We start from the raw sequence: 13930 nt of genomic DNA on the forward strand, positions 1-13930 counted from the left end.
GGTACTTTTAAAGTAAGAGCTCAATTAACTACCACGCCAACCTAATTTAGACGCAACATATTTAATTTCCGCCAGCTCTAAATAAGGATGCATCGGAAGACTTATTACCTCGCGAGACACCTGATCACATACGGGTAATATATATTTGGCATCACAGACTGAAGGTTGTTGATAAATTGGGACAGGGTAATGAATTGCCGTTGGTATATTGTAACTCTGAAGCCGCGACCTCACGGCATCCCGATCACTAACTCGCAAGGTAAACTGCGCGTACACTGACGTATTCCAGCTCTCGATGTTAGGTAACGAGATAACGGCGCCCTCAGCCACCCCCAAGTTCATTTGAGCATCTCTGATGGCGTCTGAATAGGATTCGGCTACAGCACTCCTTCGCTCCAACTCCTCATTAAAGACTTCCAGTTTTGAAAGTAACACGGCAGCCTGAATTGTATCGAGCCGACTGTTTAACCCTACGTGAACATGATTGTATAAACGATCCTGCCCATGGCGAGCAATCTGTCGCAGTTTCGTTGCAAGCCCTTCATCATTGGTAAATATTGCTCCGCCATCGCCATAGCAACCTAAGGGTTTACTTGGGAAAAATGACGTTATTGCCACGGTGGTTAAATTGCAGGATTTTCGCCCCTTATATACCGCACCAAAGCTCTGAGCTGCGTCTTCAATTACCGGTATATTATATTTGTTAGCAATCCTATTAATTTCATCGTAGTCTGCGCATTGCCCAAATAACGATATTGGCATGATCGCCTTTGTTCGTGAGGTGATAGCCGCCTCAAGCTTTGCCGGGTCTAAATTGTATGTCCGCTCATCTACGTCTACATAAACTGGCTTCGCAGATAATAGGGCGATAGTTTCAGCGGCGGCAATGTAACCAAAGCCGGGAGTTATGACTTCATCGCCAGCACCGATACCAAGCGCCATCTGAGCTATCTGAAGCGCATCTGTACCATTTGCACAAGTAATGCAATATTTGGCGCCGGTGTATTCGGCGAGTCGCGCTTCCAACTCATCAACTTCTGGGCCCAAAATATACCTACCATGGGCGAGAACGCGTGCAATTCCGGCGTCTAAACTTCTTTTAATTACTTTCTGCTGCGCAGCAAGGTCTATAAATTCCATTAACTTTCCAGCCGTTCAAGACTATTTCCATTTAACAAATAGCGCTCGCCGGAATATTTACATTTCACCGCGGCCTCACCACTCAACGGCAAGTCGAGTTGTTCGCCATAAGCACTCATCCACCCGATGTGTCTTCCGGGCACTCCAGCAACTAATGCGTAAGCAGGTACATCTTTGTTAACAACCGCACCGGCAGCGACAAACGCGAACTGACCAATTACTACTCCGCAAACAATCGTGCAATTTGCGCCCAGCGTTGCGCCAGTTTTAACTAGAGTAGGCCGATACTCATTTTTCCGCTCTATTAAAGACCTTGGGTTATAAACGTTAGTAAAAACCATACTTGGGCCACAAAACACGCCCTCTTCCAGCGTCACACCATCGTATATCGATACATTGTTCTGTATTTTACAGCCGTCACCTACAACGACTTGATTACCGATAAATACGTTTTGACCGAGCGAGACCTTACTTCCTATTCGCGCACCGCTACAAACATGCACAAAATGCCAAATTTTACTGCCCTCACCAATGATAGCGCCATCATCGACAATTGCGGAGCTTTGTATCTGCACATCAGTACTCATTAAATTGTATCCGCTAGAAAGGGGTGGTAGTCACCTTTAACACCGATCGGTGACGCATTCCTTATCGCAGAAACTGTTTCTATTGCAACTCGATTCTCTTCAAGACCAAATCCTTCACCCGCCAAGATCCGCTGGTAACTTAAGTTATGGAGATCCGCGAATCCACCTGAAAACTCGATTTCCTCACCATCGACCGTAATGGATCTGAATGTACGCAGCCCTTTAGCTTTTGCCTCTTCTGGCACATAACTATTATCTACCGAAAGAAACCACCTCACTCTAGCCTTCTCATACTCTAAGAAGCCAGATGCCGTTGCATCAGTAGAATGATGTAGGACATTTTCTTGCAGCTCACCAAAAATGAAGTGCAGCATATCAAAAAAGTGTACGCCAATATTAGTGGCTATTCCCCCAGATTTTTTTTCATCTCCCTTCCAAGACTGAAAATACCAATGGCCGCGCGACGTTATGTAAGTCAAATCCACATCATACTTACCATTACTATTTTCAGACCGGACCTTTTCTTTCAATGAAACAATGGCGGGATGCACCCTTAACTGCAATATTGTATTGACTTTTTTTCCCGTCGACTTTTCAATATCTAACAGGCCATCGATATTCCACGAATTCAATACCAGCGGCTTTTCACATATGGCATCAGCACCAGATCGCAGTGCGAATCGCATATGTGAATCATGCAAGTAGTTTGGTGAACAGATTGACATGTAGTCGATCATTTTTCTGCCGGTTTCTCGACGTAGCTTATCTATATGACGATCGAAGCGTTCAAACTCGGTAAAAAAATCAGCATCCGGAAAGTGACTATCAATAACTCCCACCGAGTCATTAGGATCAAAGGCGGCAATAAGATCGTTTCCCGTAGCTTTTATGGCCTGCATATGTCGAGGAGCTATATAGCCAGCAGCACCTATCAGCGCAAATCTTTTCATTTACAGAAACTCCACTCAAGCCTTAATAATATTATTAGCAAACTCACGATACTGTCCTCGACTATCCACAATAAGAAGTGATTTTTCTTTTATTAAATCGTAATCAAAGCAATCATGATTGGTAGCTATAACGACGGCATCGTAAATTTCTAGTGACTCTTTATCTAGCCTCACACTTTTAAGATTAAATTCATACTTCCTCATCTTCGGAAAAACTGGAACATGGGGATCGCAATACGCAACATGAGCGCCTTTATTCTGAATCATTTGCATTATCTGTACCGCTGGCGACTCTCGCATATCGCCAACATTCTTTTTGTAGGCAATCCCAAGCACTAAAATCTTGCTGCCCTTTAGGGATTTACCCGCCTCATTTAAGCCATCGACCAATTTACTAACCACATATTCAGGCATAGCACTATTTACCTCACCCGAAAGTTCAATAAAACGAGTGTGCATACCGTACTCACGAGCTTTCCATGTGAGGTAAAAAGGATCTATCGGAATACAATGACCACCTAGACCCGGGCCTGGGTAAAAAGGCGTAAACCCAAAAGGCTTTGTAGCTGCGGCATCTATAACCTCAAAGATATCTATCCCCATCCTGTCGGCTACCATCTTCATCTCATTTACTAAACCAATATTTACGGCTCGATGTATATTTTCTAAAAGCTTAGTAAGTTCCGCCACCTTAGTACTTGAAACAGGAACCACTTGGTCAATTACTTCTCCATAAAGGGCGACCCCTACCTCCAAACATGCAGGCGTTATACCGCCACATACTTTAGGAATTGAATGGGTGCTAAATGACTTATTCCCTGGATCCTCACGCTCAGGTGAGTAGATAATGTATACATCTTCACCAACCTTGAATCCCGCTTTTTCAACTCGCGTTTGTATTTCTTCTTCCGTTGTACCGGGATAGGTGGTGGATTCGAGACTAATAATTTGGCCCTGACGTAAATACGGTATGACAGACTCTATGGTATCTATAACGTAGCTTAAGTCTGGCTCTCTATAGGTGTTTAGTGGCGTTGGGACACAAATGATCAGCGCGTCCACCTCCGCAGCCCGTGAAAAATCAGTGGTCGCGTTAAGTCCGTTAGCGCACGCACTTGCGACAGCTGCTCCGGCAATATGCGCGATATAGGATTCACCAAGAGCTAAAGAATCCACTTTCCCTTGATCCACATCAAACCCCAAAACTTTAAAGCCAACTTCGGAGTAGCGTAAAGCAAGTGGCAGACCTACATAGCCAAGACCAAGAACACCAATAACAGCGTCTTTATTTTTTATCTTTGTCAATATGTCCATTAAATTTATAATTCCGCCATATAAAGATCTTTTATCGATAAAAGTTAAATCGGTAATATTGAACGCATTACTATGAAATCACGCCAGATAGCAGCAGTCCGAAAACTACTGACGAAGCAAAACCAGCATAAACTTTTGAGAGAAAGGATGTTTTGGCGAACCAACTTCTGAACTCAAGTCAGCTAGACTGAATTCCAGCCAACGGATAAGTAAAACTAATTTTAACTCGGGCTTGCTGAAGAATTAGTATCCCCACCGCTCCCGCCGTCATTGGTCTGATTATTACCGGGCGTCGTTTCAGATGGGCCGCTAGCAGTCTGATCACCACCTTCACTCGCAGCCTGCCTGCGACCGTCGCTCGCGCCTGAATTGATTGCTACACTTTGTTCAGGAGCAGCTTTAACCGCTGCCTGCACAATCTGCTCAGCCATTTGCGGGCGCACGGCCACAGCAGCAGCCACGATTGAGCGTGCGTAGTTTGGCGCAGCGGCGACTGCAGCAGCGACAATTTCAGCTACCTGCAAAGGCGCCGTCTTAACGGCAGCTGCAACAATTACCGGCGCCATTGCCGGAAGCGCTTTCACTAGCGATTCAGTAATTGCAACGGCATAATCGGGATACTCCGCAACCAGTGCGCCTACTACATTTGCAACTAGTTCAGCATCGACGTACGGTCTTTTTGCAAACAAGCCAGCGGCAACAGGACCGATTTGTGCAGGCACTGCCTGTAACAACGCGAAATATTCCTCGTCTGCCAAGACGATTCCGGCCTGGTTTAATGCCGTCACAGCCGTCTGATCAGCAATAGCGACAGATGAAAACCAGACACCAACGGCACAAAAAGCCCACACAGCTGCTAGGCTCCTAATTATTCTTCTCATTTCTGCCTCCAAAATCACATCGTGATAGACGCGCGATCAATACATACTCATGGATTAATCGAATTACTTATGGCGTAAAATGCCGAGAGATGCCTATTCTATAGAAGCTACGATACGAATGCATTACACTGTGAAACAATCTTTGATGCGCGGAAATTCGTATTTCTTAAGATTCAAGCTGGCTGAGCGCTTAACGCCTCGCTTACATTGAAGGCGAATCAAAACACAAAATAACGGGAAAGCAATAATGAAGAACAGCATTATAGGCTGCGCAGCACTGCTTGCAACCCTTTGCTCAGCAACAAACGCAGGCATTGAATTAGAGGAAGGTGACCATTTTCTGTCGCTACTTACGCTCGGTGCTCGCCACGATGACAATATCTCCCAAGACCCGAAATCTCAGCCTAGGGACTCGTCGGCGATAGCCATTGTTCAGCCCGCGTTCTTGTTTAAAGTAGGCGGATCAAAGGTCACATTCGACGGCGCTTACACACTGACCAATGAGTCCTATGAGTATGACTCTAAAGACAACCATACAGATCACGAACTCCTGCTAGGCAGCCAATTTGCCCTTGATGCCAGTAACAACGCATCGTTATCCTTCGACTATATTGAGAAGCAAAACATCAGAACTAGTATCAACCGAGCTGCCACCGATGAAGAAGTCGGTGATAGATCACGCTTTACGAATTTAGCCGGCCTGTATCGGCTCGGCTCCGATTCTGCCCGCGCTCAGTTTGAGCTAAATCTCGGCGCCAGTAATCTTAGCTATTCAAACAACCTTAATACATCTTCCCAAAACAGACTTAAAGAGCGCGACATGATTAGCCAAGGCGGCACTTTTTATGTCCGGGTTGCCCCCAAGACTAGAATCTTACTCGAAGTTATACGCACTGACTTTGAGTACAAAGACGCAGAAAGTCTGCTAAACAATAACGCCACAAAATACTATGCAGGGGTAATCTGGGACGCAACGGCTAGAACAAGCAGCTACATTCGCGTCGGCCAAGAAGACAAAAACTTCGATAGCGACAGCGCACAAGATACCTCAGAGCCGGCGTGGGATATAAATATTACGTGGCAGCCAAGGAGCTACTCTCGAATTAACCTTACAACCGGCAAAGGAGCTGCCGAAGGTAGCGTGAGATCCGATGTCGTTGAAACGACAAACACCACTCTCAGCTGGACCCATGACTGGTCCTACCAATTTGAATCCCTGCTAAGCTACAATTCAGTCAGCGAAGATTATAAGGGCAAAGTATTCAATGGACGAGAAGACGACACTAATACTGCGGCGGCAGCCCTAATCTATAAAATGAACCGGAATGTGGAAATTAGCGGAAAATACAGCCGAAAAGAGCGTGAATCAAACTCTCCAATAGAAGAGTTCGATAGCAATATAGTGGAAATTAACGTGACCCTTGCCATTTAAGGAATACTCGGAGGTTGCTGTAATCATTCGCTAGCCTCCTACCCCACGTTCTCAACCTTGGATCTGAAACAGAAACGATGCAAAGACTTTTATCCTATATGCTGATTTGTTTATCGTTAGCTGCCGCAGCACCTATTTTAGCCCAAGGATCCCCACAAACAACAGACAAGAGCCTAGATTCAATTTATCGACTTGGTGCGGGAGACTTAATCAGCGTGCAGGTGTTTGGGGAGCCCGACTTAAGTTTCGCAGAAATCCGATTAACCGATGCAGGAACGTTCTCATACCCCTTTTTACGCGAAGTTCGAGCCAAGGGTTTAACAAGCGCGGAAGTTGAAACAACAATTAAAACCAGCTTATTGGGTGACTACCTAATAGACCCTAAAGTAACCGTGCGGATTCTTGAATATCGGTCGTTTTTTGTGAATGGTGAAGTAAAACGGCCTGGGGGCTATCCCTTCACCCCCGGATTAACATTACGTAAAGCTATCGCAATATCCGGGGGCTTTACGGAACGCGCGTCTCGTAGCAAGTTTTATATCATTCGAGACAGTGACAGCAAAAGAACGCCTGTTCGAAGTTCACTGGATTCCAACATCTACCCTGGCGATATTGTCACCGTTGACGAGAGCTTTTTTTAAGCGACCTATGAATAATCAATCAAACAATCAACGTCCCATCGTTGCCAATCAACTTGATCTTTCCCATATCTGGGAGGTACTAAAGCAGGCAAAATGGAGTATTCTTTTTTTAACGATAGCAGTAGCCATGCTGGCGACACTCGCTGTTTTATCCGTACAGCCGATTTTTAGAGCAACTACAACACTGCTGATTGAACCCACTAAAAACAAAATTGCATCCGCAGAAGAGCTATTTGGCCTAGACACCTCAAGAGGGGAATATTTGTCTACACAATTTGCCCTTCTAGAAAGCCGTGAACTATTAAAGACGGTTGTCACCAAGACTGGATTGACTAAACAACCAGATTTCACAATGGAATCGAAAAACGCCTTCAATCTCGGCTCTCTTATTAAATCACTGAAGTTAAGTGAGTACTTACCTTTCATAAAACCTAGTGACCTCGCCGCACCGCCGACTCCAGATGAACAAATCGATTTTGCGCTCAAAGCGCTCCAGCGGCAGGTGACAATATCGCCAATCGCAAAAACACAGTTGGTCAGAATTCATGTTGACATGGCCAACGCGAACATAGCCGCGCGGGTGGCCGATAGCATCGCAAATAATTACATTAGCGGTCAGCTTGATGCTCGGCTCAGCATGCGTGAAACGGCAACGTCGTGGATGTCAGAACGCCTTATTGATCTCAAGGACAAACTTAAAAATTCTGAACGCCGCTTGCAATCATACCGAGAAAAAGAAAATCTCGTGGACCTAGAAGGCATAACGACCTTGTCTGCCGATACACTAAGTAGCATCAGCAGCCGCCTCACAGACGCCAGAAAGGAACTTGCTAGCTCTCAAAGTCAATTCCAGCAGGTTGGCCAGATTCACCGGGATGATCTAGAAAGACTTAGCTCTGTCCCGGCAGTACTTAGTAACCTAGGGGTTCAACAATTCAAAGCCGAGCAAGCCAAAGCTATTTCTAAGGTTCAAGAGCTTTCTCGCCGTTACGGCCCCAAACATCCTACAATGATTAGTGCGCAATCAGAGCTAGCATCTGCCAGTCAAAGTTTACGTACCCAAGTTGCCCAAGTTGTTTCCAGCATAGAGAAAAACTACCTTTTGGCAAGAGCGAATGAGGAATCGTTAAGTAGCTCTTACAATGATAACAGGAACGAAATTAAAGCCATTGCAAAAAAAGAATTCACCCTGCGAGAGCTACAACTCGACGTTGATACAAATCGCTCACTTTACAATACCTTTCTCGGTCGCCTTAAAGAAACCTCGGCTACAACGGACATGGAAACAGCCAATGCGAGGGTTGTTGACCCAGCTGCCGTGCCAAGCAACCCAATTAAACCAAAGAAGGCACTTATTGTGACGCTATCGGCATTGCTAGCACTAATGGCCGGCGCCGGTATAACACTGTTAGCTGATGCAATGGGCAATACATTTAGCAGTGTTAAACAGATCGAAGATTACCTGAATCTACCGGTTTTTGGTGTGGTGCCATTTGTAAAACGCCAAAAAAGGAAGGCATTAACAAAGTCTTTTATTGACACACCAAAAGGTGTATTTGCTGAGTCAATCCGCGGGCTCCGCACAAGCACATTGCTGGCAACCAATAATGACAGCCAGCAGCTTATTTATATAACCTCATCTGTTCCAGGCGAGGGTAAAAGTATTATTGCCAGCAATTTAGCGCTTGCACTTGGACAGTTAAAAGAAACACTTTTGATAGACGCAGATATGCGGCAACCTGTGCTCGGCAAATCCTACGATTTACCGCTTGGCTCACCGGGATTGGCCAATATACTCACAGGCACTGCGACTATAGAGGAATGCCTGTATGAAAAGGACGGCATACACATTATTAGTGCGGGTGCGGCACCACCGAATCCGCTGGACCTACTGTCATCGTCTCAGTTTGCAGAGTTTATCGCTCAAATGCGCGGCCGCTTTGATTATGTTGTAATTGACACCCCACCCATACAGGCCGTTAGCGACGCGATGGTGTTAGCAAAGAATGCCGACATATTATTACAAGTGGTGCGCAGTGAATCTACGACTAAAAAGATCGTGGAATCAAGCATTGGTCAAATGCTGCAAAACAGGCTGCGAGTTTCAGGTATCGTGTTTAGCCAGGTGAATGACAAAAAAAGTAAGTATCATCGATACGGGAATTACCATAACTAATTAACCCAGCCATTGCGGATCACCACCTGGTGTATAAATGATTGATATCCACTGCCATATGCTTCCAGGAATCGATGACGGCGCGCAAACACTGCAGGACTCTGTAGCCTTGGCAAAAGCTGCAGTTGATAACGGAATTACCCACGCAGTGTGCACGCCACACATCCATTTCGGTCGCTACGACAACACCCGCGAAACCATATCCCAAGCTTGTATTACTTTGCGAAATACCCTAAACGACCACAACATCAATTTAGCGATCAGCGCAGCAGCCGAGGTCAGGTTTGATGTAGAAATATTAAGTGCTATTGACCGCGATGAAATACCATTTTTAGGTGAATGGTATGGTGACAAGATACTGCTTCTTGAGTTTCCACACGGGGACTTCCCGATCGGCGCCGCGAAGCTAACCCGATGGCTGCTAGATAATGAAATTCGGCCGATGATCGCTCACCCAGAAAGAAACAAGGGTTTGCTCGAACGCCCCGAGCAACTAACCCCGCTCCTAGAGCAAGGCTGCTTATTACAGTTAACCGCCGCATCTGTTACCGGCGATTTTGGTCCAAAGGCCGAAAAAATGGCGCTATCGCTTATCGCCGAAGGACTGGCAACAGTAGTTGCAACTGATGCCCACCATATCAAAAAGCGACCGCCGCTTCTTCGGGAAGCCTACGACATAGTTAGCAAGTACGAAGGTAATGCGATAGCACAAAAGCTCATGGTGGATACTCCCTGGGCAATCGCTAGATCACACTTCCCCGGCTCAGACTAAACGATGTTAAGAGCACGCAAACTTCGCACTTTTCTCTGGCTTAGCCTTGCGTTTTTTTGCGTATTATCTTTCATAGCAGGCATACTGATATCAAGCTCTTCACTCTATTCGCTGCAGGCTAACCACTTTATCCGCGACTGGAGCCTTCGCCAAGATGAGCCGCAACCGCATGCTTGGTTGATTGCTCACGGTGCAATTGAGCGCGCCATTAATTGGTATCCGGTGGATAATCCAAATCTCTTTATTACACGTGGTCGCATCCATGACTGGCGCTATTACAAAAAGCCAATAGGAGACCCAATTGCGGCAGAGTCACGACTGCTTGCTTTAACGGACTATCGCCATGCAGCAGAACTTCAGCCAAGCTGGCCATATACATGGATTGATATCGCCCTGGTAAAAACTCGGCTCGGTATCGTTGATCAAGAGGCATTAGATGCCTTACAAAATGCATTCAACGCCGGGCAATGGCGGCCTGATGTATTACTAAAAATCACCGAAACGGGAGTCTTTGCTTGGAATATGCTTCCCGCTCGAGGTAAAAAGCTAGTAATGGTATCCATTGACCGAGGCCTCGCGAGCAGCACAAAAACGGCAGGACTGGTCGCCAATTCCCTCGAACAGCTAGAGCGCGAGAACGCTATATGCAATCGCCTAGTTGTTGAATACGCCTATATTAAAAAATGGTGTAGCCGCGCAGAAGCCCAAAAACCAGCGCTATTGAGATAAGTTCACATAGAACCAGCGGCCATCTTCCAATCCAGCCTTGTGCCATTTATATCCCACTTTTTGAAGATCTGTATTTGACATCACTCTAGTAAAACGGACATCGAGAATCCAGCCCTGCATATACAAAACGCAGTGGTATTGCTCAGTTTCAGTCCAGCACGTTAGCAACAAACTGCCGTATATCCCCTTGGCTTGCAGTAGTTCTCGGCACAGCAAAGCATGATCTTCACAATCACCACGCCAACCGTTGCTCGCGCTCGCGGGATTCCAGTAGTCGCTCTCGCCATAGGTCGACGAGTCAGAATCATACTGGAATTTATCGTTTACACGCTGAAGGACCTCGTCCAAGACCGGCTTTACATCATCCGGCGAGCCCTGAACCTGCGTTAAAAGCCCAGCTTTCGCGCGAAATGGCGTAGGCTGGCTTGCACAGCCTAGTAACAACAGTGCAGGCACAAACAAAGCGTAACGTGAAATTTCTCGGCGCGTGATTAGCATATTCAACTTATTCACTAAGTAGACAATCGCATGAACACAAAGTGTAGACTACCGCTATGAAACGACAATACCAGGCCAGAGTAGGCTTATTAGATTGAAATATGAGGGGATTAAATTTTATAGAGAATCCACTTACCAAATCTCCGGAAGAATTGCAGATCCAAATATCTCTAGACGCCATCAAAACCTAGCGGCACTATTCGCTTGGCTAGAACTGCTGCACTGTATCCCGATGGAGCAGGTGCCTCATCTCCAATCACGTATATATTGGTACCCTGGGTATTTGCACAGCCAGTAAACGTAGCCATTGCTACCGGCATTAGTACTACCAAGCTTAATGTCCGTAGGCATTTCTCGAAAACGATCCTTGTAACAGCCACTTCTCGCCCCCCAATAACACGTCAACATGCAATGAGGGCTTAGCTTATGGAACTGAGTAAAAGCTTATAATTGGGGATATCCACCAATCGATAAATACAAATACCTATCGGCAGAAAACTGTACCCGAATTCAGCAACTCGGCAATGGAAGGAGCTTCATCAGAAAATGCGGCTCTAACTAGGTGGTTTTCTTAGGAGATGGTTAATCCAATCACTGCGGTTGGGGGCCGTATCAATACGCTTTCTGTGACTTACGAGGTAATAAAGTCCGGCCACGCACGCTAATATGCCATCTAGTGAGCCGTAGTAACGCGGATTACGATCAACTATGAGCATTGAAAGAACCAATACACTTCTAAAAAACATGATAGACGCACGGTATTCTCAATGCCTAGGCACGGCTTGGGCACAGCAATTTTTTCATTATTATTTTAACAAAACCAGCTAACGCTCATGAGTGCTAGCCCACAAGGCCGGCTTTGCTCATATGCTACGCATACCTTGAGCGAGGATTAATCAATTCAGCCTTAGAGCTGCAATCCCCCTTCGGGGCTGCGTCGCTCTCCGCCATAGGCACAATTTATCGAACCTAGAGAGGCTCTCACCGATCAGATTGAGACGACCGAAAATACCGCTATCACGGTTTATTACAAAGATAGCCAGAGTCAGTTTAGTGAACATATGCTGTTTCGCTTAGATGAAAATCAGCTAACATCAAGCGCGGAATTGGGAACCGGAATCCATTCGGAATTACCGGATAGTTACCCGCAGCCGCCATAGCGCGCGGAGGTACTAAACACTCCTGCCAGCCCCAAACTGTCTTAACCTTCCGATTCGACATATCGTTCTTATCCGTGCAACCGGACGGAATCGGAACTATTTACGCAAAACCACATAAGTATGTCTTTACACATCGACACGTTATTAATATATTGAGACACAGACCTGTGAACCAGGTCTCAGAATTAGTGGTATGGAACACACCCCTGGGGCAATCAAGACGCGCCCTTGATAACAATAAACAAGGAAATGTATTATGAACAAGAAATTAATTTGGCTTTTCGCCGTCCTCTTAACCACTGGCGTATCCACTGCGAGCGCCGACTCTGTCGGTGTCAGCATTGACGGTGAAATTAGCAACGCAGCAGCCGTAGGTTGTAGAGTCACTACCGGGGCCTTAAACTTTAATTATCAGGGCGATAGTGATGACTGGGCGCCCTATACCGGTGGCTCAGCGGAAGGGGAATTCCGATTCGACGTGGTTGCTACGGACGAAATAGGCATTGATTGCTCCACAGCCGAAACAGACACCTTCATCAGATTCTCGACTAATGATACCGATAGCCAGAACCCTCTCGGTGGATGCGGTGACAACAGTTGCACTTCTTACCCGGTCGTATTCCAGCCTGACCCAGCGAGCTGCCTCAGCCAAGAAACCTCATGCGAGGACAATCTGGGAGAAGGTCGGGTCACGGTCAATCTGACAGCAGTCGACTGCGGAGGCGCTGCTTGCTCCTCGCAAACCACGGGTGTTTTTTCCGTTGCCGAAATCAAAGCCCCAGCAGTTGCTGGCATCTTGGCGGCTTTTAGTGGCACATTGATTGCAGGTGGGCAACCTCGAGGTGAGTTGTCAGTCTCACCACGTACACAAGGCCCGCAGCTTTACGTTATTTACGGCGAAGAATAATACTCAGCAAGCTTAACTTTTTAAAACTCTAGCCCTGGCGCGCAAGCACCAGGGCTTTTTTTTCTGCTTGGGTATTTTATATGTCTATTTATCTACGTTGTATCGCCGTTATTTTCAGTTTGTTTACCAGCTTAGTTCAGGCACAAGTAATTGTGCCCAATAACGCGATATCTATAACATTCCCCAAAACTCAGGCGCAGTTTGCGCTGAAAAACAGCGGCAAACTGCCCATTGTGGTGCAACTCGACCTCGCCAATCGCAACGATGTCTACACAACCAGTAACGATGGCTTGGCAATTCTCTACCCGAGAATCAGCCGCATCGAGCCCGGCGCCACGCAAAAAATTAGCGCTATGTGGCGCGGCAATCAAGACAGCTCCCACTACTATTATATACGCGTTAATACCGTGCTGGAGGCCGAGCTGAGTCGCGACCGAGCCAACGCCAGCAGTAACGAAGGGCTAACCGCCGAGGTGGGCCAGGCATTCCCCCTTAACATTATTTCGCCCAGCGCCAGACCGGCACTAAGCATTGCGATCAGTGACGCGCAGCTGTGGCTGCACAACAGCGGCGCCAGTGGCGACTTTATCGACGCGATTAAACTGCAAGATGGCCGTATAGCCCGAGTCGGTAAATTTATGGTTCCGGGACAAAAAATGCTCTTAGAGGGCTTAGACAGTTCGCAAACGGTGAGCGCCGCCAAACTGCGCAAATTTGGTTGGGTCACCCTAGAGGAGGAATAA

At 46.6% G+C, this 13930-nt stretch carries 13 protein-coding genes; 7 read left to right on the top strand and 6 right to left on the bottom strand.

Features of this window, described 5'->3' with window-relative positions:
• Positions 1–24 precede the first annotated feature (24 nt).
• The 5 genes from ACI955_RS12920 to ACI955_RS12940 all read right to left on the bottom strand — a co-directional run bounded on the left by ACI955_RS12920 (position 25) and on the right by ACI955_RS12940 (position 4872).
• Positions 25–1140 carry a DegT/DnrJ/EryC1/StrS family aminotransferase gene (locus tag ACI955_RS12920; RefSeq protein ID WP_415244158.1) on the bottom strand — a complete coding sequence of 372 codons (1116 nt, stop codon included), beginning with the start codon at positions 1138–1140 and terminating at the stop codon, positions 25–27.
• Complete coding sequence (locus ACI955_RS12925; protein ID WP_415244159.1) at positions 1140–1727, bottom strand: acyltransferase; 588 nt, start codon at positions 1725–1727, stop codon at positions 1140–1142. Before ACI955_RS12925 ends, ACI955_RS12920 begins: the two co-directional genes overlap by 1 nt.
• Positions 1727–2677, bottom strand: coding sequence for a Gfo/Idh/MocA family protein (locus ACI955_RS12930; protein ID WP_415244160.1), 951 nt, complete (start codon positions 2675–2677; stop codon positions 1727–1729). Before ACI955_RS12930 ends, ACI955_RS12925 begins: the two co-directional genes overlap by 1 nt.
• Positions 2678–2692: 15 nt before the next feature.
• Entirely contained in the window at positions 2693–3991 is a 1299-nt protein-coding gene (locus ACI955_RS12935) for a nucleotide sugar dehydrogenase (protein ID WP_415244161.1), read from the bottom strand.
• Between the two features lie 221 nt (positions 3992–4212).
• Complete coding sequence (locus tag ACI955_RS12940; RefSeq protein WP_415244162.1) at positions 4213–4872, bottom strand: hypothetical protein; 660 nt, start codon at positions 4870–4872, stop codon at positions 4213–4215.
• A 247-nt stretch (positions 4873–5119) separates the two neighbouring features.
• Between ACI955_RS12940 and ACI955_RS12945 the strand changes: the two genes are divergently transcribed.
• The 5 genes from ACI955_RS12945 to ACI955_RS12965 all read left to right on the top strand — a co-directional run bounded on the left by ACI955_RS12945 (position 5120) and on the right by ACI955_RS12965 (position 10622).
• Entirely contained in the window at positions 5120–6304 is a 1185-nt protein-coding gene (locus ACI955_RS12945) for an outer membrane beta-barrel protein (RefSeq protein ID WP_415244163.1), read from the top strand.
• 77 nt (positions 6305–6381) lie between these two features.
• Positions 6382–6945 (top strand): polysaccharide biosynthesis/export family protein, encoded by a 564-nt coding sequence (locus tag ACI955_RS12950; protein WP_415244164.1) that lies wholly within the window; start codon positions 6382–6384, stop codon positions 6943–6945.
• Positions 6857–9121: a GumC family protein gene (locus ACI955_RS12955; RefSeq protein WP_415244165.1), complete on the top strand. Its 2265-nt coding sequence runs from the start codon at positions 6857–6859 to the stop codon at positions 9119–9121. The genes ACI955_RS12950 and ACI955_RS12955 overlap by 89 nt, the downstream gene beginning before the upstream one ends.
• A 37-nt stretch (positions 9122–9158) precedes the next feature.
• Positions 9159–9893, top strand: a complete 735-nt coding sequence (locus ACI955_RS12960) for a tyrosine-protein phosphatase (protein WP_415244166.1) — start codon at positions 9159–9161, stop codon at positions 9891–9893.
• A 3-nt stretch (positions 9894–9896) separates the two neighbouring features.
• Positions 9897–10622, top strand: coding sequence for a hypothetical protein (locus ACI955_RS12965; RefSeq protein ID WP_415244167.1), 726 nt, complete (start codon positions 9897–9899; stop codon positions 10620–10622).
• Here the strand turns inward: ACI955_RS12965 and ACI955_RS12970 are convergent.
• Positions 10611–11120: a transglutaminase-like cysteine peptidase gene (locus ACI955_RS12970; protein ID WP_415244168.1), complete on the bottom strand. Its 510-nt coding sequence runs from the start codon at positions 11118–11120 to the stop codon at positions 10611–10613. The genes ACI955_RS12965 and ACI955_RS12970 overlap by 12 nt on opposite strands.
• A gap of 1416 nt (positions 11121–12536) precedes the next feature.
• On the opposite strand from ACI955_RS12970, the gene ACI955_RS12975 reads away from it, so the two are divergent.
• Both ACI955_RS12975 and ACI955_RS12980 read left to right on the top strand, forming a co-directional pair.
• Positions 12537–13187, top strand: coding sequence for a hypothetical protein (locus ACI955_RS12975; RefSeq protein ID WP_415244169.1), 651 nt, complete (start codon positions 12537–12539; stop codon positions 13185–13187).
• An 80-nt stretch (positions 13188–13267) separates the two neighbouring features.
• On the top strand, positions 13268–13930 hold the full coding sequence (locus tag ACI955_RS12980; protein WP_415244170.1) for a hypothetical protein: 663 nt from the start codon (positions 13268–13270) through the stop codon (positions 13928–13930).

Source organism: Zhongshania sp. (genome assembly GCF_047636175.1).
Taxonomy (GTDB): Bacteria; Pseudomonadota; Gammaproteobacteria; order Pseudomonadales; family Spongiibacteraceae; genus Spongiibacter.